This window comes from Pseudomonas sp. XP1, from assembly GCF_053557675.1.
The window spans coordinates 69,817-88,262 of sequence record NZ_JBNRIJ010000004.1; the positions used below are offsets into that span (position 1 = coordinate 69,817).

Genomic DNA, 18,446 nt, shown 5'->3' on the forward strand with positions numbered 1-18,446 from the left:
CATCTTGATTAGTGGCGGAAGTGGCGCATACCGGTAAAGACCATCGCGATACCTGCCTCGTCGGCAGCGGCGATGACTTCGGCATCACGCATCGAACCACCTGGCTGGATCACGGCGCTGATACCCACTTTAGCCGCATTGTCGATGCCGTCACGGAACGGGAAGAACGCGTCCGACGCCATGACCGCGCCCTGCACTTGCAGGCCGGCATGCTCGGCCTTGATCGCGGCGATACGGGCGGAGTTGACGCGGCTCATCTGGCCGGCGCCGACACCGATGGTCTGGCGCTGCTTGGCGTAGACAATGGCGTTGGACTTGACGAACTTGGCCACTTTCCAGGCGAACACCAGGTCGTGGATCTCTTGCTCGGTCGGTGCACGCTTGGTGACGATCTTCAGGTCATCGGCGGTGATCATGCCGATATCGCGGCTCTGCACCAGCAAACCGCCGTTGACGCGCTTGAAGTCCCAGCCGGCAGCGCGCTCGGCTGGCCACTCGCCGCATTCCAGCAGACGTACGTTTTGCTTGGCGGCAACCACGTCGCGGGCAGCCTGGGAGATTTTCGGGGCGATGATCACTTCGACGAACTGGCGGTCGACGATGGCCTTGGCGGTTTCGCCGTCCAGCTCGCGGTTGAAGGCGATGATGCCGCCGAACGCCGACTCGGTGTCGGTGGCATAGGCCAGGTCGTAGGCCTTGCGGATGCCGCCTTCCTCTTCAGGTACCACAGCCACGCCGCACGGGTTGGCGTGCTTGACGATGACGCAGGCCGGCTTGACGAAGCTCTTCACGCACTCCAGTGCGGCGTCGGTGTCGGCCACGTTGTTGAACGACAGCTCCTTGCCCTGCAGCTGGATGGCAGTTGAAACGCTGGCTTCGCCTTTCTTCGCTTCCACGTAGAACGCCGCGCTCTGGTGCGGGTTCTCGCCGTAGCGCATTTCCTGGGCCTTGACGAACTGGCTGTTGAAGGTGCGCGGGAATTCGCTGCGGTCTTCAGTGCTCAGGGTCTCTTTGGCCTGGTCGATGGTGCCCATGTAGTTGGCGATCATGCCGTCGTATGCGGCGGTGTGTTCGAACGCCTTGAGCATCAGGTCGAAGCGCTGGGCGTAGGTCAGGCCACCGGCCTTGAGGCCTTCGACGATGCCGGCGTAGTCGCTGGCGTTGACCACGATGGCCACGTCCTTGTGGTTCTTGGCAGCCGAACGGACCATGGTCGGGCCGCCGATGTCGATGTTCTCGATGGCGGTCGGCAGATCACAGCCAGGCTTGGAAATGGTGGCTTCGAAGGGGTACAGGTTGACTGCTACCAGGTCGATCGGCTTGATGCCGTGCTCGTTCATGATGGCGTCGTCGGTGCCGCGACGGCCCAGGATGCCACCGTGGATCTTCGGGTGCAGGGTCTTGACCCGGCCATCCATCATTTCGGCGAAGCCGGTGTAGTCGGCCACTTCCACCGCGTTGACGCCGTTGTCCTTGAGCAGCTTGTAGGTGCCGCCGGTGGACAGGATCTCGACACCGAGCTGCTGCAACTCACGGGCAAATTCGAGGATACCGGTCTTGTCGGAGACGCTGATCAGGGCGCGGCGGACTGGCAGGCGGGTAGTCTGGTCGGTCATTTCGGGTTCCAATAACGCGGTGGAGTCAGCAAAAAAGGCGCCTCTGTTCAGGGAGCCGCCTTTTCTGGTTGGGATTCTGGCTTACAACAAGTCGTACTGCTTGAGCTTCTTGCGCAGGGTGCCTCGGTTCAGCCCGAGCATCTCGCTGGCCTTGGTCTGGTTGCCCTTCACGTAGTTCATAACGCTTTCGAGCAGGGGCGCCTCGACTTCGGAGAGCACCAGGTTGTACACGTCCGTCACGGTCGCGCCTTCCAGGTGGGCGAAGTAGTTGTGCAGCGCCTTCTCGACGCTGTCGCGAAGGGTCTGGCCCTCTTCGCTCGGCGTGTTGAGGTGCTGTTTCAGGTTGGCGTTGTCGCTCACGGGCGTTGTTCCACTCACAAATGTCTCGGTCATCATCGTCATGCGGCCACCCCTTGTCCGTCCTCTGTCTCAAGGCTCTGTCGACGTTCGCTGAAAAACGCGCGAACGTTGGCGCACTGCGCTTGTGTGTCTTCCAAAGCGTTGAACCGGGAGCGAAACTCCTTGCCGCCGGGTCGTGTTGCCAGGTACCAGCCAACGTGCTTGCGGGCGATACGTACGCCCATCACATCGCCATAGAAGGCATGCAGCGCGGCCAGGTGCTCCAGCAGAATGCGTTCCACTTCGTCCAGCTGCGGCGCTGGCAGGTGTTCGCCAGTGCGCAGGTAATGCTCGATCTCGCGAAAGATCCATGGCCGCCCCTGGGCGGCCCGGCCGATCAACAGGCCATCTACCCCGGTGGCGTCCAGCACCGCCCGGGCCTTTTCTGGCGAGGTGATATCGCCGTTGGCAAAAACCGGGATCGACACCGCCTGCTTGATGGCAGCGATGGTGTCGTATTCGGCTTCGCCGGTGTACAGGTCGGCGCGTGTGCGGCCATGCACCGCCAGCGCCTGGATGCCGGCCTGCTCGGCGATCCTCGCCACGTTCAGGCCGTTCTTGTTCGCCCGGTCCCAGCCGGTGCGGATCTTCAGGGTCACCGGGACGTCCACGGCGCCGACCACGGCGTGGAGTATCTCGCTGACCAAGGCTTCATCTCTCAATAAAGCAGAGCCTGCGGCTTTGTTGCAGACTTTTTTTGCCGGGCAGCCCATGTTGATATCAATGATCTGGGCGCCTGCTTCGACGTTGGCCTTTGCCGCCGCTGCCATCATCTGCGCATCACCACCGGCGATCTGCACCGAGCGTGGCTCGGGATCACCTTCATGGATGCGGCGCAGGCTCGACTTGCGGCTGTTCCACAGGCTCATGTCGCTGGAGACCATTTCCGACACCACCATGCCGGCGCCCAGGCGCTGGCAAAGTGTACGGAAAGGCTGGTCCGTGACCCCGGCCATGGGCGCGAGGATCAGGTTGTTGCGTAGAGTGTATGGGCCGATGCGTACCGCCGACATAGGTGATCCCTGTTGTGGGGCCGAATCTTGGAGTTCGAAAAAGGGTTGGCATGATACCCGCTCTCGGTGACCGGATAAAGATGGATTTGGATAAAATCTGAACAGTTGTCGGCTTATGACTTTTGGTATGGGCGAGGACCCTGAACCTTGTGCGGCCCCTTTGGGAGCGGGCGTGCCCGCGAAGCAGGCGGCGCGATGGACGGCACGGGCTTCGCCCGTGTTCGCGGGCGCGCCCGCTCCCACAGGGTGGTGGCTATTCCGGCGAACGGAAGCTCAGGCTGTAATTGACGGCCTTAGGCCCCGGGTCGAGGATGTCCAGGGCGATGTGGATCGGAGTCTGGCTGGGCATTTCGCCGCGCCCGGCCAGTTCGCCGGACAGGTACTCGCTGGGCTTGAAGCGCCGGCTGGCGATCAGCTGGCCATTGAGGTCGGCGAAGCGCAGTTCCAGCAACGGGAACGGCTGGGCGAACGGCGCGCGGTTGTAGATGATCGCATCGACGATCAGTGCACCCTTGAAGTCCGGGTGGCTGCGTACCACCAGGTTGCTGCTCTTGATTCGGGCGATATCGACGCGGGTCGGCACTTGGCAACCGACCAACGGGCAGATTTGCTGGAAGAGTGGCCGGTACTGGTCCTGGCGGGCCATTTCCTCGAAGTGGAACCACACGTACTGGAACGCCAGCATGCCAGCGGCCAGCAGGGTCAGGAAGGCCCACAGCAGGCGCTTGCCCCAGTTGGGCGCGGGCTTTTCCCAGTCCAGTTGCAGCGGGTCGTCGACCACGTCGACCAGGGGCTCCTTGCGCGCCGGGCGCTCGGTTTTGCCGGCAAGGCCTGGTTCCAGGCGTTCGCCGGGCAGCGGCTCTACAGGCTCGTCATCGCGCGCCGACAGGTGCAGCTCCAGGGGCTCATCGTCGCGGGCGCTCAGGCCCTGTACCGGGGCTTCATCAACGCTGGCACGCAGTGGTTCGTTGAACTCGGTGCGGTCATCGATTTCGGCGGCACGGTGTACCGGTGGCTCGTCGTCGACGTCCAGGTCCAGGTTGCCGCCTAACGTCGGCTCGGTACGCTCGCCCGGCGCTGGCTCCAGGTCCAGCTCCAAGGGCTCCGGGTCCCGTAGCACGGGCGCGGTATCGATCGCCGGTTGCGGTTCGAACGGTTCATCGTCAGCCGTACCGAACAGGTCGTTGGCATGTTCGTCCGGGTGCAGTTCGTCACGTCGGGCTTGCAGGCCGCCATCCTGGCTGGCCGGGCGAGCCGTGGCCGGTTGGCCGCGGCGCTCCAGGCGCTCCAGTTCCATGTCGAGGTCGAGCGCGTCCAGCGCCTGGTTGGTGAGCGCCCAGTCCTCGTCCGGGGTGGAGCCGGGCTCGCTGGCGACAGGCTCGGGTGCGATCTCCGGTTCGGCCGGCGGCTCCGCAGGGCCGGCGGGTATCGGCGCCGGCACCGCAGGTGCGCTGGTTCCGCTGGCGCGGTTCTGCTCCAGCAACTGTTTGGCGGCGTTGAACACCTGCAGGCATTGGCCGCAGCGCACTACGCCGCGGGCCACGCTCAACTGGTGATGGGTGACGCGAAAGCTGGTCTGGCAATGCGGGCACTGGGTGACGAAACTGTCGGTCATGCGGCAATCCGGGAGCTGTGCAGAAAAGTATTCTAGGCCCGCTTAACGGCGGCGGCCACTGATGCGCACCCAGCCGTCGCGCACGACGATCGGGTCCAGCTCGAAGTCGGCGGCATAGGCCGCAGCCACTTCGTCACCCTGCTCGGCGAGGATGCCCGACAGTGCCAGCAGGCCACCTGGGCGGACCAGGCCGGACAGTTGCGGTGCCAGCGACACCAGCGGGCCGGCGAGGATGTTGGCGACCAGCACATCGGCCTGCATGGCCGGCATGTGCTCGGGCAGGTACAGCGCCAGCTTTTCATCGGCGATGCCGTTGCGCTGGGCATTGTCGCGCGAAGCCTCGATGGCCTGCACATCGATGTCGGTACCGACTGCTTCACGGGCGCCCAGCAGCAGCGCGGCGATGGCCAGAATGCCTGAGCCGCAGCCGAAGTCCAGCACCTGGGTGCCTTCGAGCTGCTGGCCGTCGAGCCATTCCAGGCATAGCGCGGTGGTCGGGTGGGTGCCGGTGCCGAACGCCAGGCCCGGGTCGAGCAGCAGGTTCACCGCGTCCTGTTCCGGGGCCTCGTGCCAGCTGGGCACGATCCACAGGCGACGGCCGAAGCGCATTGGCTGGAAGTTGTCCATCCAGCTGCGTTCCCAGTCCTGGTCCTCGATCACCTCGGCCTGGTGCTCGGGCAGCTCGGCGCCGGTCAGCAGGCGCAGGTGGGCGAATACCTGCTCAGGGTCGGCATCGGCCTCGAACAGGGCCAGCAGGTGGGTATGCGACCACAGCGGGGTGGTGTTGAGGTCTGGCTCGAAGATCGGTTGATCCTCGGCGTCCATGAACGTGACCGAGACGGCACCCACTTCGAGCAGGGCATCTTCGTAGGTTTCGGCTTGTTCCGGGCTGATGGCCAGGCGTACTTGCAGCCAGGGCATGGCGGGCACCTTTGGTAAATCGACAGGGGCAGCCCTAGGCTGCACGAAGGCTGGCAGTTTACGCGAGTGCGGGGATTTTGTGGATTGAATCGGGGGCTGCTGTGCAGCCCAATCGCCGACAAGCCAGCTTCCACAGGGTTTGCGCAATTTTTGAGGCCTATGCAAATCCTGTGGGACCCGGCTTGCCGGCGATTAAGCCATCAGCCCGTTCATGGATGGTTCAGACGAAACACAACGAAAGCGACTCAGCTATAAAAGCAGGCTTCTCTTCACCGTCGATCTCCAGCGTGGCAATCGCCTTGAGCAACCATTGCCCCGGCCTCTTTTCCGTCACCTCGGCCAAATCCACCTTCAGCCGCACCTGACTGTCTACCTTGACCGGCTGGATGAAGCGCACGCTGTCCAGTCCATAGTTCACCACCATCTTCAGCCCTTCCGGCAGGACCAGAATGTCCTCGATCAACTTGGGAATCAGCGACAACGTCAGGAAACCGTGGGCGATCGTACTACCAAACGGGGTTTTCGCCGCCTTTTCCGGGTCGACATGGATGAACTGGAAGTCGCCCGTGGCTTCGGCGAACAGGTTGATGCGCTGCTGGTCGATCTTCAGCCAGGCCGAGCGGCCCAGTTCCCTACCAACGTACTGCGAAAGCTCTGTAACCGGTACATGGGGCATCGCGGACTCTCCAGGTTGTCAGTTGGTACGAAAGTGCAAGATCAGCACGGCGAACCGTTTCAGTCAAGTTGCGCGCTTTTCGACGAATATCGGTATATGGCGGCCACGTGCTTATAATGGCGGTCATGCCCGAGGGAGATGCTTATGCTGTTGCGTGGTTTGACCTGGCTGGTGCTGTTCCAGCTGCTGGGAACGGCAATCAACCACCTGTTGGTGCCGTTTCTGCCGGGGCCGATCATCGGCCTGTTGCTGCTGTTGTTCTTCCTCATGGCCCGTGGTGAGGTGGGCAAGCCGCTGAACGAGGCCGCCAGCAGCCTGCTGCGCTACCTGCCGCTGTTGCTGGTGCCACCAGCGGTGGGAGTCATGGTGTATGCCAAGGATATCGCTGCCGACTTCTGGGCCATTGCCGGTGCCTTGCTGATCTCCTGCCTGGTGACCCTGGTGTTTGTCGGCGTGTTGATGCAAAAGCTCATCCACCGCCAAGGCCGGCGCGAGGAGCAGCCATGATGCTCGACTGGCAAGGCGCACTGGATGCGGTTGTTCATCATCCCTTGTTCGGTATCGGCATCACGCTTGGGGCCTACCAGTTGGTACTGGCGGGCTACGAGAAGACCCGCTGGATCTTCCTGCAGCCGGTACTGGTGTCGATGCTGCTGGTGATCGGCGTGTTGCTGGTGTGTGGCATCGACTACAGCGAGTACCGCAAGAGCACCGAAATCATGAATATCCTGCTGGGGCCTGCCACCGTGGCCCTGGCAGTGCCGCTCTACCTCAACCTGCGGCGTATCCGGCAGCTGTTCTGGCCCACATTTACTACGCTGGTAATCGGAGGCCTGTTCGCCACGCTGTGCTGCCTGTTGCTGGGCTGGTGGTTCGGTGCCGAGCACATGATCCTGATGACCATGGCACCGAAGTCTGTGACCTCGCCAATCGCCATGCTGGTGGCCGAGCAGATTGGCGGCGTGGCGGCACTGGCGGCGGTGTTCGTGCTGATTACCGGGGTGATCGGGGCAATTTTCGGCCCGGCGCTGCTGAGCCGTTTTGGCGTGCATAGCCCCGAGGCGCGCGGCATGTCTCTGGGCGTGACCGCGCACGCGGTGGGCACTTCGGTGGCCTTGCAGGAAAGTGACGAATGCGGCGCCTTTGCCGCGCTGGCGATGAGCCTGATGGGGGTGGCCACGGCGGTGTTCCTGCCGCTTGCGGTCAGCCTGGTGGCTTGAGGACTTGTGATGACGCTACCGCTGTTTCCCCTCAATACCGTGCTGTTTCCTGGTTGTTTCCTCGATTTGCAGATTTTCGAGGCACGCTACCTGGACATGATCGGGCGCTGCATGAAGCGGGGCGAAGGTTTTGGTGTGGTGTGCATTCTCGAAGGCGAGCAGGTCGGCAAGGCGCCGCCGGTGGTTGCCTCGATCGGCTGCGAGGCGGTGATCCGTGACTTCGTGCAGCAGGATAACGGCTTGCTGGGTATCCGCGTCGAAGGTGTGCGGCGCTTCAATCTGGAAAGCACCGAGGTGCAGAAGGACCAGTTGCTGGTGGGGCAGGTGCAATGGCTGCCGGAGCAGGCGGACAGCCCGTTGCTAGAGGCGGACGAAGACCTGCTGGCGTTGCTGGTGGCCCTGGGTGAACACCCGATGGTCGAAGCCTTGGACATGCCGCGGCCTGTGGACGGGCGCCAGACGTTGGCCAACCAGTTGGCGTACCTGCTGCCGTTCATGGAAGAGGACAAGCTGGATCTGCTGACCCTCGACTCGCCGCAGGAGCGGTTGGGGGAAATCCAGAAGCTGCTGGAGCGGATTCAGGGTGAGTTGTTTGCCTGATAGTGATGTGTTGTCAGTGCCGACCTCTTCGCGACACAAGGCTGCTCCTACAGGCTGACGAGATCCCCGTAGGAGCAGCCTTGTGCTGCGAAGAGGCCGGTACAGGCGACATCAATATTGATACCGCAGCAAAGCCTGCGGCAGCGCATGCATGGCAAAGAACGCCAGCAATGCGACACATGCCGGCAACACCAGCCACCACACTCGCAGCGGCAAGGCCGGAAGGGTCTGGTGACGCTGCGCCAGTGCGAGGCTGAGCGAACACACACAGCATGCCAGCAAGGCCCCGGCGAGGATGTCGGTCGGCCAGTGCGCCCCCAGGTACACCCGTGACAGGGCAATCGCCAGCGCCGGAATGCAGCCCAGCATCACCCAGGTCAGGCGCATCCGCGGCGGTTGACCGCGACCGGCCAGCACCGCCATCACCAGAAAGAACGCAAATGACGCCGAACTGTGACCGCTGGGCATGCTGTAGCTGGTCAGCGGGTCACTCAGCACTTCCGGGCGAGCCCGGGCGAACAGCCACTTCAGCGTGCCATTGGCAAACGCCGTACCCATCAGCGCGCCCGCAGCGAACATGGCATGCCGCCACTGCCGCGCTAGCAGCAGCAGGCCCGTCAGCAGGCCGCCGAGGAACAACTGGGTGCGGAAATCGCCCAGCCGGGTCACCAGCACCACGGTGCCATCGATGGCCTGGCTGCGGTGCTCCTGCACCAGCGTCATCACACCCTGGTCGAATTCGTGCAGGTAGGGCCAGCCGAGGAAAACCCCGGCCAACGCCAGGAAACTCATGCCGGCGATCAGCCGGGTGCCGTGGCGTTGATCGCGAATGCTGGTGTTCAGGCTCAGCCCGATGATGACTGCCAGGGTGCCGGCGATGATCCCTGCATCCAGCCAGAAGCCCTCCGGCAAGGGCAGGCGCATGGCAGCGCCGGTAGCCCAGCCGGGCAGCAGGTAGGCCACCGACCAGCCGGCACCGGCCACCAGGCTGACGGCGATGAAGCGCGGCAGTGGCATGTCGAACATGCCGGCGACCATCGGCAGCATTGGCCGCAACGGCCCGATGAAACGCCCTACCAACAGGCTGGCGATACCGTAGCGCTGAAAGTAGGCCTCGGCGCTGCCGATCCATTCCGGATGGTGGCGCAGCAGGGGCAGGCGGCGAATGTTCTGGTGGAAGTACTTGCCCACCGTGTACGACAAGGCATCACCCACCAGGCCGCCGAGAAAGCCCAGCAGCAGCGTTTCGCCCAGGCTGAAGGCACCGCTGCCAGCCAGTACCGCGACCGCAAACAGCAGAACGGTGCCAGGCACGATGATGCCGGCAATGGCCAGGCACTCGATGCAGGCCACCAGGAAAATCGCCAGGCCAAGCCACTGCGGGTTGGCGCTGAGCCAGCCGGTCAGGCTGTCGAGCCATTGGCCCATGGTTCAGCTTCCTTGTTCGAGAATGAAGAAGTCCCGGCCTTCGACTTGGCCGCGACGTAACGGGTTCCGCGTGCAGAAACGGGCGTATTCGGCATCTACGAAACGGTAGGGCAGGTGCTCGTCGCGGCCATGGGGGATGCCCAGGCGGGCGGCCTGGATCACCCGCGGCACGGTGATGCCGCAATCCTCCACGTACAGGCGCTCGGGGTCGAAACGCTGGGCGTCCCAGTGCGGCACCTTCAGGCCCAGGGCCCGGCACAGCAAGGTCTGGCCGGCGCACAGGCGCTCGGCCGGGCGGAGGTTGCCGCTGGCATCGGGGTTGTTCAGTTGCATCTGCGCCAGGCTGTTAGGGCCCGAGCGGGCGTCCTGCCAAGGATAGGCCGACTTGATCAGCACCGCGTTGCCCGGCCCATGGGCGCTGAAGTTCAGCGAGTCGCCACCGCGCGCGTAATACATATAGATGTGGCCGCCATCGAGGAACAGCGCCTTGCGCTTTTCGGTGTAGCCGAGCGAGGCGTGGCTGCCTTTGTCGGTGAGGTAGTAGGCCTCGGTTTCGATGATGCGCGCGGCCAGCCACAGGTCGCCTTGGCGATGGCGGATGACTTTGCCCAGCAAGGCCTTGGCCAGGGTCTGGGCATCGCGGTCGAAAAAGCTGTCGGGCAAGGCTGGCATGCGGGCGGTTCGCGGTTGAGAAGGCGGGGATGATAGCAATGAATGGCTTAATCGAGGCTGAATCGAGTGGGATGTGGCAGTTCCGGCCTCTTCGCGGGTAAACCCGCTCCCACAGGTACCTCGGAGGTCCCAACCCTTGTGCAATCACTGTGTGAGCGGGTTTGTCCGCGAAAGGGCCACAACAGGAGATAGAAATTTCGATAACCCCGGTTACATCTTTCCTACACAATGCCCCCAGCCATTTTCTACCATCCGCCACCCGCCGCTGGGCGTACACCTGCGCGCCAGTTATAATCAGCCGATTTCCCCTTCGCCAAGACACCGAACCCATGACTGAGTCCGTTCTTGACTATATGACCCGCCTGGGTCGCGCTGCCCGTGAGGCTTCACGGGTGATCGGCCGTGCCAGCACCGCGCAGAAGAATCGCGCCCTGCAAGCTGCCGCCGATGCGCTGGATGCCGCTCGTGCCGAGCTGACCGCTGCCAACGAGCTGGACCTGGTCGCCGGCCGCGCCAACGGCCTGGAGCCGGCGCTGCTCGACCGTCTGGCGCTGACCCCGGCGCGTATCGACGGCATGATCACCGGCCTGCGCCAGGTGGCCAGCCTGCCGGACCCAGTCGGTGCCATCCGCGACATGAGCTACCGCCCATCCGGTATCCAGGTCGGCAAGATGCGCACGCCGCTAGGGGTGATCGGGATCATCTACGAATCGCGCCCGAACGTGACCATCGATGCCGCCAGCCTGTGCCTGAAGTCGGGTAACGCGACCATCCTGCGTGGCGGCTCCGAAGCCATCCACTCCAACCGCGCCATCGCCACCTGCATTCAGCGTGGCCTGGCCACCGCCGGCCTGCCGGCAGCCGTGGTGCAGGTGGTCGAGACTACCGACCGCGAAGCCGTGGGCGCGCTGATCAGCATGCCGGAATTCGTCGACGTCATCGTGCCTCGCGGTGGTCGTGGTCTGATCGAGCGCATCAGTCGCGATGCCCGAGTGCCAGTGATCAAGCACCTGGACGGTATCTGCCACGTCTACGTCAGCCAGCACGCCGATCTGGACAAGGCCTGGCGCGTGGCGTTCAACGCCAAGACCTACCGCTACGGCATCTGTGGCGCCATGGAAACGCTGCTGGTCGACAAGCAGGTGGCCGAGCGCTTCCTGCCGGAAATGGCCCGTCGCTTCCAGGAGAAGGGCGTCGAACTGCGTGGCTGCGAGCGCACCCGGGCGATCATCAACGCCAAGCCGGCCACCGAGGCCGACTGGCACACCGAATACCTGGACGCGATCCTGTCGATCCGTGTGGTCGACGGCCTGGACCAGGCCATCGAGCACATCAACCACTATGGCTCGCACCACACCGATTCGATCATCAGTGAACACCAGGGTGAAGCCCGCCAGTTCATGGCCGAAGTCGATTCGGCGTCGGTCATGCTCAATACCCCGACCTGCTTCGCCGACGGCTTCGAGTACGGCCTGGGTGCGGAAATCGGCATTTCCACCGACAAGCTGCATGCCCGTGGCCCAGTCGGCCTGGAAGGCCTGACCTGCGAGAAGTACGTCGTGATCGGCGACGGTCAGCTGCGTGGCCAGGAGTCCTGCTGAGTTGAGCAAGGCCCAGGCAGTCCGGCGCATCGGCATTCTTGGCGGTACCTTCGACCCCGTGCACATCGGCCACCTGCGCAGCGCGCTGGAAGTGGCCGAGTTCATGGGGCTGGACGAGCTGCGCCTGCTGCCCAACGCCCGGCCGCCACACCGCGACACCCCGCAGGTGGCCGCGCAGGATCGCCTGGCCATGGTGCAGAGCGCCGTGCAGGGCGTGCCTTGCCTGAGCGTGGATGCCCGCGAGCTGGCGCGCGACAAGCCGTCGTACACCATCGACACGCTGGAATCGATCCGTGCCGAACTGGCCACCGACGACCAGCTGTTCCTGGTGCTGGGCTGGGATGCCTTCTGTGGCCTGCCCGGCTGGCACCGCTGGGAAGAATTGCTGCAACACTGTCATATCCTGGTGCTGCAACGCCCGGATGCCGACGTAGAACCCCCTGACGAGCTGCGTAACCTGCTGGCTGCGCGCTCGGAGAGCGATCCCACCGCCATGTCCGGCCCGGCGGGAAACATTTCGTTCGTCTGGCAGACGCCGCTTGCGGTGTCGGCTACACAGATCCGACAGCTGCTGGCCAGCGGCAAATCGGTGAGGTTCCTGGTGCCGGACGCCGTACTGGCCTACATCGAGGCGCACGAACTGTATCGTGCACCTAACTGACGGTGCCTCTGGCGCCTCATCCAACGAGTTGAACGAGTTTTATATGACCAAGCAGAAAATCCACGGCGAAGAACTGGTCGCCCTGACCAAGGCAGCGCTGGAAGACGTCAAGGCCCAGGACATCCAGGTCATCGACGTACGAGAAAAGCACAGCCTGACCGACTACATGATCATTGCCACTGGTACTTCCAACCGCCAGATCAACGCGATGCTGGAAAAGGTCCGCGAAGCGGTCAAGGCCAAGGGTGCCCAGCCACTGGGTGAAGAAGGCAAAGGCGACAGCGACTGGGTGCTGCTGGACCTGAACGATGTCATCGTGCACATGATGACCGCCGCTGCCCGCCAGTTCTACGACCTGGAGCGCCTGTGGCAGGGTGCCGAGCAAAGCCGTGCAGCCGATGGCAAGCACCATAGCCCGGACCATGCCCACGAGTACTCCGACAAGCTCAAGGACCGGGAATAAGGAAAGCGCTGTGCGTCTGCGCCTGATCGCGGTCGGCTCGCGCATGCCGAAGTGGGTCGAGGAAGGCTGGCATGAATATGCCAAGCGCCTGCCTGCCGAGCTGTCGCTGGAGCTGGTGGAAATCCCGCTGAACACCCGAGGCAAGAATGCCGACGTTGCCCGCCTGATCCGTCAGGAGGGCGAGGCCATGCTGAGCAAGGTTCAGCCAGGGGAACGCATCGTCACCCTCGAGGTCCACGGCAAGCCCTGGAGTACCGAACAGCTGGCGACCGAGCTGGACCGCTGGCGCCTGGATGCGCGCACGGTGAATTTGATGGTGGGCGGCCCGGAAGGCTTGGCGCCCGAGGTCTGTGCGCGCGCCGAGCAACGCTGGTCGCTGTCGCCGCTGACCTTGCCGCACCCATTGGTAAGGATACTCATCGGCGAGCAGATCTACCGCGCCTGGACCGTGTTGTCCGGGCATCCTTACCATAAATGAGCCTGTAAGCAGTCCGATGTCGCAGCCGATCCGTCTCAAGGACCACGAGAAAGACGCCCGCCTGGTGCGCAACCGCGTCGTGGTCGGCGCAGTGGCGATCATGCTGCTCATTTGTGTGCTGATCGCGCGGCTGTACTACCTGCAGGTCATCCAGCACGACTACCACTCGACGCTGTCGGAGAACAACCGGGTGCATGTGCAGCCGATCCCGCCGACCCGCGGGCTGATCTTCGACCGCAACGGCGTGATCGTCGCCGACAACCGGCCCAGCTTCAGCCTGTCGATGACCCGAGAGCGTGCGGGTAACTGGCAGGAAGTGTTGGATACCATCGTCGAAGTGCTGGAACTGACGCCCGATGATCGCGCCTTGTTCGAGAAGCGCATGCGCCAGGGGCGCCGGCCGTTCGAGCCGGTGCCGATCCTGTTCGAGCTCAACGAAGAGCAGATCGCTCGCGTGGCAGTGAACCAGTTCCGCCTGCCGGGCGTGGAAGTGGTGGCCCAGTTGGTGCGCCATTACCCGCAGGGCGCGCACTTCGCCCATTCGGTGGGGTATGTGGGGCGAATCAACGAGAAAGAGCTGAAAACCCTCGACCCGGTGAACTACAGCGGTACCCATCACATCGGCAAGACCGGCATCGAACGCTTTTATGAAGCCGACCTGCATGGCCAGGTGGGCTACGAGGAAGTCGAGACCAACGCCCGTGGCCGTGTGCTGCGGGTGCTCAAGCGCACCGACCCGAAACCGGGCAAGGACATCGTGCTGAGCCTGGACATCAAGCTGCAGGAGGCCGCCGAGGCTGCCCTGGGGGGGCGGCGTGGTGCGGTGGTGGCGCTCGATCCGCGTACCGGCGAGGTGCTGGCGATGGTCAGCCAACCCAGCTTCGACCCCAACCTGTTCGTCACCGGCATCGGCTTCAAGGCGTATGCCGAACTGCGCGATTCGATCGACAGACCGCTGTTCAACCGCGTGCTGCGCGGCCTGTATCCGCCAGGCTCGACCATCAAGCCGGCGGTGGCAATCGCCGGCCTGGACAGCGGCGTGGTCAATGCCGGTAGCCGGGTGTTCGACCCAGGCTACTACCAGCTGCCCAACTACGACCACAAATACCGTAACTGGAACCGCTCGGGCGATGGCTGGGTCGACCTGGATACCGCGATCATGCGCTCCAACGATACCTACTTCTACGACCTTGCCCACAAGATGGGCATCGATCGGCTGTCCAGCTACATGAACAAGTTCGGCATCGGCCAGCGGGTTTCCCTCGACATGTTCGAGGAATCCGCCGGGCTGATGCCGTCGCGCGAATGGAAGCGCGCCACCCGCCGCCAGGCCTGGTTCCCCGGCGAAACCCTGATCCTCGGCATCGGCCAGGGTTACATGCAGGCCACGCCGCTGCAATTGGCCCAGGCCACTGCGCTGATCGCCAACAAGGGCGTGTGGAACCGTCCGCACCTGGCCAAGACCATCGAAGGCCAGCCACCGGTGGACGACAACCCCATGGAAAACATCGTGCTGCGCGACAAGTCCGACTGGGCCAAGGTCACCCATGGCATGGAGCAGGTGATGCACAACGCCCGCGGTACCGCACGCAAGGCGGCCATCGGCTCGCAGTATCGCATTGCCGGCAAGAGCGGTACCGCCCAGGTGGTGGCGATCAAGCAGGGTGAGAAGTACGACCGCAACAAGCTTCAGGAGCGCCACCGCGACCACGCCCTGTTCGTCGCCTTCGCCCCCGCCGAGGACCCGAAGATCGTGGTTTCGGTGATGGTCGAGAACGGTGAGTCCGGTTCGGGCGTCGCCGCCCCGGTGGTACGCCAGGTGATGGACGCCTGGCTGCTCGACGAAAACGGCCGGCTCAAGCCCGAGTTCGCGCCTGCCACCGTTACCCAGGAATCAGCCCTGTGATGAACAATTTCGATCGCATGCTCTCCAGCGAGGATGTGATGCGTCGGCGCGCCAGCTTTCTGCAGCGCATCCACATCGACGGCCCTTTGCTGATCATTCTGTTGACCCTTGCGGCCGGCAGCCTGTTTGTCCTGTACTCGGCCAGTGGCAAAAACTGGGACCTGCTGCTCAAGCAGGCTACCTCGTTCGGCATCGGCCTGGTGTCGATGTTCATCATCGCCCAGCTGGAGCCGCGCTTCATGGCCCGTTGGGTGCCGCTGGCCTACCTGGCCGGTGTGCTGTTGCTGGTGGTGGTGGACGTGATGGGGCACAACGCCATGGGCGCCACGCGCTGGATCAACATCCCCGGGGTGATCCGCTTCCAGCCCTCGGAGTTCATGAAGATCATCATGCCAGCGACCATCGCCTGGTACCTGTCCAAGCGGACCTTGCCGCCGCATCTGAAGCATGTGGCGATCAGCCTGGTGCTGATCGGTGTGCCGTTCATCCTGATCGTGCGCCAGCCCGACCTGGGCACGGCGCTGCTGATCCTCGCCTCCGGGGCTTTCGTGCTGTTCATGGGCGGCCTGCGCTGGCGCTGGATCCTCAGCGTACTGGCGGCTGCGGTGCCCGTGGCGGTGGCGATGTGGTTCTTCGTGATGCACGACTACCAGAAGCAGCGGGTACTGACCTTCCTCGACCCGGAAAGCGACCCGTTGGGCACTGGCTGGAACATCATCCAGTCGAAGGCGGCCATTGGCTCGGGTGGCGTGTTCGGCAAGGGCTGGCTGCTCGGCACCCAGTCGCACCTGGACTTCCTGCCGGAAAGCCACACCGACTTCATCATCGCCGTGCTCGGCGAGGAATTCGGCCTGGTCGGCATCTGCCTGCTGCTGATCGTCTACCTGCTGCTGATCGGCCGCGGCCTGATGATCACCGCCCAGGCGCAGACCCTGTTCGGCAAGCTGCTGGCGGGCAGCCTGACCATGACCTTCTTTGTATATGTGTTCGTCAATATCGGTATGGTCAGCGGCCTTCTGCCCGTGGTGGGCGTGCCGCTGCCCTTCATCAGCTATGGCGGAACTTCGTTGGTGACGCTGCTGTCAGCGTTTGGCGTTCTGATGTCGATCCACACGCACCGCAAATGGATCGCTCAGGTTTGAATAAGGTGAAGAATTTCATGCAAGCAGTGCGTAACTGGGCTGCCCGTTGTGCGCCGTGGATCGGCGCGGTGGGCCTGTTCGGCGCTGTACAGCTGGCCCATGCCGGCGATTATCAAGGCTCGCCCCAGGTTGCCCAGTTCGTTGGCGAAATGAGCCGCGACCATGGCTTTGCCCCTGAGCAGCTGATGGGTGTGTTCGCTGAGGTGCAGCGCAAACAGTCGATCCTCGACGCCATTTCGCGCCCGGCCGAACGGGTAAAGCCGTGGAAGGACTACCGGCCGATGTTCATCACCGACGCGCGCATCGCCCGCGGTGTGGACTTCTGGCGCCAGCACGAGGCGGTGCTGGCCCGTGCCGAGCAGGAATACGGCGTGCCGGCGCAGTACATCGTCGCCATCATCGGTGTGGAAACCTTCTTTGGCCGCAACACCGGCAACTACCGGGTGATCGATGCCTTGTCGACCCTGGGCTTCGATTACCCGCCACGGGCCGAATTCTTCCGCAAGGAGCTGCGCGAATTCCTGCTGCTGGCCCGTGAGGAACAGCTCGACCCGCTGACGCTCAAGGGGTCCTACGCTGGCGCCATGGGTCTGCCGCAGTTCATGCCGAGCAGCTTCCGCAACTTCGCGGTGGATTTCGACGGCGACGGCCACATCAATATCTGGAACAACCCGGACGATGCCATCGGCAGCGTGGCCAGCTACTTCAAGCGCCACGGCTGGGTGGCCGGCGAAGGTGTGGTCAGCCGCGCCTGGGTGGACGGCGGGCGCGCCGACGAAGGCCTGACGACCGGCATCGAGCCGGTAAAAACCGTTGGGGAGTTGCGCACGCTTGGCTGGTCGGTTCATGATTCGCTGCGCGATGATCTGCCGGTGACCGCCTTCCGTCTCGAGGGCGACAATGGCCCCGAGTACTGGATGGGCCTGAAGAACTTCTACGCGATCACTCGCTACAACCGCAGCGTGATGTATGCCATGGCGGTGCATCAGCTATCGGAACAGCTGGTTCAAGCACGGGGCGTCAAGTAATGCGCGCAATCTTCTCAGGCAACTCTTTCAAGCTGCTCACCTGCCTCGCCGTTGGCGTGGTGCTGGCCAGCTGTTCGTCCAACCGCCCGTCCCAGCAAAGCAGTGGCAACGTGGTGCGCACCCAGCCCGGTCTGGATATCAACCGGGCGCACAAGGACGGCGCGCCGTGGTGGGATGTGGATGTGAACAAGATTCCCGACGCCACGCCAACCGTGCACACCGGCAACTACAAGGCCAACCCGTACACGGTGCTGGGCAAGACCTACTATCCGATGCAGGACTCGCGCAACTATCGCGCCGAGGGTACCGCGTCGTGGTACGGCACGAAGTTCCACGGCCAGAACACCGCCAACGGCGAGCTGTATGACCTGTACGGCATGAGCGCGGCGCACAAGACCCTGCCGCTGCCGGCCTACGTGCGGGTGACCAACCTGGCCAACGGCCGCAGCGTGATCCTGCGGGTGAACGACCGTGGGCCGTTCTATTCGGACCGCATCATCGACCTGTCCTATGCCGCGGCGAAAAAGCTCGGTTATGCCGAGATCGGTACCGCGCATGTGCGCGTCGAAGGCATCGACCCGCAGCAATGGTGGGCCCAGCGTGGCCAGACGCCACCGATGGTGCTGAAAGAGCCGCAGGTAGCCCAGACCCAGGCAATCCCGGCCAGTACCGGGCGCGTCGAGCAATGGACCCCGCCGCCCCAGCAGCATGCGGCGCCGGTGGTGCCGGTGCAGGTGGCTGGCAACAACGTGCCGGCCGGCAGTGGCGGCAGCTTCCTGCAGGTAGGCGCCTTCGCCAACCCGGACGCCGCCGAACTGCTGCGCTCCAAGCTCAGCAGCATGGTCAGCGCGCCCGTGTTCATCAGCTCGATCGTGCGCAACCAGCAGACCCTTCACCGCGTGCGCCTGGGGCCGATCAACAGCCAGGGCGAGATCCAGCAAGCGCAGGACAGCATCCGCCTGGCGAACCTTGGGCAGGCCAAGCTGGTCACAGCAGACTGACCGCGT

At 63.8% G+C, this 18,446-nt stretch carries 19 protein-coding genes; 11 read left to right on the forward strand and 8 right to left on the reverse strand.

The window, feature by feature from the left end; translation table 11 throughout:
* Window positions 1-8: 8 nt before the first annotated feature.
* The 6 genes from purH to ACK1U9_RS05505 all read right to left on the reverse strand — a co-directional run bounded on the left by purH (window position 9) and on the right by ACK1U9_RS05505 (window position 6,240).
* Window positions 9-1,616 carry a bifunctional phosphoribosylaminoimidazolecarboxamide formyltransferase/IMP cyclohydrolase gene (gene purH / locus ACK1U9_RS05480; protein WP_046613240.1) on the reverse strand — a complete coding sequence of 536 codons (1,608 nt, stop codon included), beginning with the start codon at window positions 1,614-1,616 and terminating at the stop codon, window positions 9-11.
* 81 nt (window positions 1,617-1,697) lie between these two features.
* A complete protein-coding gene (gene fis / locus ACK1U9_RS05485) occupies window positions 1,698-2,018 on the reverse strand; it encodes a DNA-binding transcriptional regulator Fis (protein WP_012274390.1) in 321 nt (106 codons plus the stop codon).
* Window positions 2,015-3,028, reverse strand: coding sequence for a tRNA dihydrouridine synthase DusB (dusB, locus tag ACK1U9_RS05490; RefSeq protein ID WP_046613238.1), 1,014 nt, complete (start codon window positions 3,026-3,028; stop codon window positions 2,015-2,017). The genes fis and dusB overlap by 4 nt, the downstream gene beginning before the upstream one ends.
* A 253-nt stretch (window positions 3,029-3,281) precedes the next feature.
* The gene (locus ACK1U9_RS05495; protein WP_108481501.1) at window positions 3,282-4,643 is read right to left on the reverse strand and encodes a DUF3426 domain-containing protein; all 1,362 of its coding nucleotides are present in this window, start codon (window positions 4,641-4,643) and stop codon (window positions 3,282-3,284) included.
* Window positions 4,644-4,685: 42 nt separating this feature from the next.
* Complete coding sequence (gene prmA / locus ACK1U9_RS05500; RefSeq protein WP_085599661.1) at window positions 4,686-5,564, reverse strand: 50S ribosomal protein L11 methyltransferase; 879 nt, start codon at window positions 5,562-5,564, stop codon at window positions 4,686-4,688.
* Window positions 5,565-5,784: 220 nt separating this feature from the next.
* Window positions 5,785-6,240 carry a MaoC family dehydratase gene (locus ACK1U9_RS05505; protein ID WP_108481500.1) on the reverse strand — a complete coding sequence of 152 codons (456 nt, stop codon included), beginning with the start codon at window positions 6,238-6,240 and terminating at the stop codon, window positions 5,785-5,787.
* A gap of 144 nt (window positions 6,241-6,384) precedes the next feature.
* Between ACK1U9_RS05505 and ACK1U9_RS05510 the strand changes: the two genes are divergently transcribed.
* From ACK1U9_RS05510 to ACK1U9_RS05520, 3 genes are read left to right on the forward strand one after another with little or no spacing between them, the layout of a single operon-like run.
* Window positions 6,385-6,747 carry a CidA/LrgA family protein gene (locus tag ACK1U9_RS05510; protein ID WP_046613232.1) on the forward strand — a complete coding sequence of 121 codons (363 nt, stop codon included), beginning with the start codon at window positions 6,385-6,387 and terminating at the stop codon, window positions 6,745-6,747.
* A complete protein-coding gene (locus ACK1U9_RS05515) occupies window positions 6,744-7,460 on the forward strand; it encodes an LrgB family protein (protein WP_085599659.1) in 717 nt (238 codons plus the stop codon). Before ACK1U9_RS05510 ends, ACK1U9_RS05515 begins: the two co-directional genes overlap by 4 nt.
* A 9-nt stretch (window positions 7,461-7,469) precedes the next feature.
* Entirely contained in the window at window positions 7,470-8,060 is a 591-nt protein-coding gene (locus tag ACK1U9_RS05520) for an LON peptidase substrate-binding domain-containing protein (RefSeq protein ID WP_039613550.1), read from the forward strand.
* A gap of 111 nt (window positions 8,061-8,171) precedes the next feature.
* Here the strand turns inward: ACK1U9_RS05520 and ACK1U9_RS05525 are convergent, their stop codons facing one another.
* Window positions 8,172-9,488 carry a bifunctional DedA family/phosphatase PAP2 family protein gene (locus tag ACK1U9_RS05525; RefSeq protein ID WP_108481499.1) on the reverse strand — a complete coding sequence of 439 codons (1,317 nt, stop codon included), beginning with the start codon at window positions 9,486-9,488 and terminating at the stop codon, window positions 8,172-8,174.
* Window positions 9,489-9,491: 3 nt separating this feature from the next.
* On the reverse strand, window positions 9,492-10,160 hold the full coding sequence (locus ACK1U9_RS05530; protein WP_046613229.1) for a DNA-3-methyladenine glycosylase: 669 nt from the start codon (window positions 10,158-10,160) through the stop codon (window positions 9,492-9,494).
* A 329-nt stretch (window positions 10,161-10,489) separates the two neighbouring features.
* Here ACK1U9_RS05530 and ACK1U9_RS05535 point away from each other — a divergent pair, with 329 nt between their 5' ends.
* The 8 genes from ACK1U9_RS05535 to ACK1U9_RS05570 are packed head-to-tail and all read left to right on the forward strand — an operon-like array spanning window position 10,490 to window position 18,440.
* Window positions 10,490-11,761: a glutamate-5-semialdehyde dehydrogenase gene (locus ACK1U9_RS05535; protein ID WP_449109749.1), complete on the forward strand. Its 1,272-nt coding sequence runs from the start codon at window positions 10,490-10,492 to the stop codon at window positions 11,759-11,761.
* 1 nt (window position 11,762) lies between these two features.
* A complete protein-coding gene (gene nadD / locus ACK1U9_RS05540) occupies window positions 11,763-12,422 on the forward strand; it encodes a nicotinate-nucleotide adenylyltransferase (protein WP_046613227.1) in 660 nt (219 codons plus the stop codon).
* 43 nt (window positions 12,423-12,465) lie between these two features.
* Window positions 12,466-12,885, forward strand: a complete 420-nt coding sequence (rsfS, locus tag ACK1U9_RS05545; protein WP_013974359.1) for a ribosome silencing factor — start codon at window positions 12,466-12,468, stop codon at window positions 12,883-12,885.
* Window positions 12,886-12,895: 10 nt separating this feature from the next.
* Window positions 12,896-13,363 carry a 23S rRNA (pseudouridine(1915)-N(3))-methyltransferase RlmH gene (gene rlmH, locus ACK1U9_RS05550; protein ID WP_003249722.1) on the forward strand — a complete coding sequence of 156 codons (468 nt, stop codon included), beginning with the start codon at window positions 12,896-12,898 and terminating at the stop codon, window positions 13,361-13,363.
* A 16-nt stretch (window positions 13,364-13,379) separates the two neighbouring features.
* Window positions 13,380-15,269 (forward strand): penicillin-binding protein 2, encoded by a 1,890-nt coding sequence (gene mrdA, locus ACK1U9_RS05555; protein WP_015271942.1) that lies wholly within the window; start codon window positions 13,380-13,382, stop codon window positions 15,267-15,269.
* Between the two features lie 38 nt (window positions 15,270-15,307).
* Window positions 15,308-16,411, forward strand: a complete 1,104-nt coding sequence (gene rodA, locus ACK1U9_RS05560; protein ID WP_046613723.1) for a rod shape-determining protein RodA — start codon at window positions 15,308-15,310, stop codon at window positions 16,409-16,411.
* 17 nt (window positions 16,412-16,428) lie between these two features.
* On the forward strand, window positions 16,429-17,439 hold the full coding sequence (mltB, locus tag ACK1U9_RS05565) for a lytic murein transglycosylase B (RefSeq protein WP_039613594.1): 1,011 nt from the start codon (window positions 16,429-16,431) through the stop codon (window positions 17,437-17,439).
* Window positions 17,439-18,440, forward strand: a complete 1,002-nt coding sequence (locus tag ACK1U9_RS05570; protein WP_046613225.1) for a septal ring lytic transglycosylase RlpA family protein — start codon at window positions 17,439-17,441, stop codon at window positions 18,438-18,440. Before mltB ends, ACK1U9_RS05570 begins: the two co-directional genes overlap by 1 nt.
* The last annotated feature ends 6 nt before the right edge of the window (window positions 18,441-18,446 follow it).

Excerpts from the sequence above, each read along its gene's own strand:
- purH (WP_046613240.1), bottom strand. The coding sequence starts at position 1,616 with ATGACCGACCAGACTACCCGCCTGCCAGTCCGCCGCGCCCTGATCAGC.
- fis (WP_012274390.1), bottom strand. The coding sequence starts at position 2,018 with ATGACGATGATGACCGAGACATTTGTGAGTGGAACAACGCCCGTGAGC.
- dusB (WP_046613238.1), bottom strand. The coding sequence starts at position 3,028 with ATGTCGGCGGTACGCATCGGCCCATACACTCTACGCAACAACCTGATC.
- ACK1U9_RS05495 (WP_108481501.1), bottom strand. The coding sequence starts at position 4,643 with ATGACCGACAGTTTCGTCACCCAGTGCCCGCATTGCCAGACCAGCTTT.
- prmA (WP_085599661.1), bottom strand. The coding sequence starts at position 5,564 with ATGCCCTGGCTGCAAGTACGCCTGGCCATCAGCCCGGAACAAGCCGAA.
- ACK1U9_RS05505 (WP_108481500.1), bottom strand. The coding sequence starts at position 6,240 with ATGCCCCATGTACCGGTTACAGAGCTTTCGCAGTACGTTGGTAGGGAA.
- ACK1U9_RS05510 (WP_046613232.1), top strand. The coding sequence starts at position 6,385 with ATGCTGTTGCGTGGTTTGACCTGGCTGGTGCTGTTCCAGCTGCTGGGA.
- ACK1U9_RS05515 (WP_085599659.1), top strand. The coding sequence starts at position 6,744 with ATGATGCTCGACTGGCAAGGCGCACTGGATGCGGTTGTTCATCATCCC.
- ACK1U9_RS05520 (WP_039613550.1), top strand. The coding sequence starts at position 7,470 with ATGACGCTACCGCTGTTTCCCCTCAATACCGTGCTGTTTCCTGGTTGT.
- ACK1U9_RS05525 (WP_108481499.1), bottom strand. The coding sequence starts at position 9,488 with ATGGGCCAATGGCTCGACAGCCTGACCGGCTGGCTCAGCGCCAACCCG.
- ACK1U9_RS05530 (WP_046613229.1), bottom strand. The coding sequence starts at position 10,160 with ATGCCAGCCTTGCCCGACAGCTTTTTCGACCGCGATGCCCAGACCCTG.
- ACK1U9_RS05535 (WP_449109749.1), top strand. The coding sequence starts at position 10,490 with ATGACTGAGTCCGTTCTTGACTATATGACCCGCCTGGGTCGCGCTGCC.
- rsfS (WP_013974359.1), top strand. The coding sequence starts at position 12,466 with ATGACCAAGCAGAAAATCCACGGCGAAGAACTGGTCGCCCTGACCAAG.
- mrdA (WP_015271942.1), top strand. The coding sequence starts at position 13,380 with ATGTCGCAGCCGATCCGTCTCAAGGACCACGAGAAAGACGCCCGCCTG.
- rodA (WP_046613723.1), top strand. The coding sequence starts at position 15,308 with ATGCGTCGGCGCGCCAGCTTTCTGCAGCGCATCCACATCGACGGCCCT.
- mltB (WP_039613594.1), top strand. The coding sequence starts at position 16,429 with ATGCAAGCAGTGCGTAACTGGGCTGCCCGTTGTGCGCCGTGGATCGGC.
- ACK1U9_RS05570 (WP_046613225.1), top strand. The coding sequence starts at position 17,439 with ATGCGCGCAATCTTCTCAGGCAACTCTTTCAAGCTGCTCACCTGCCTC.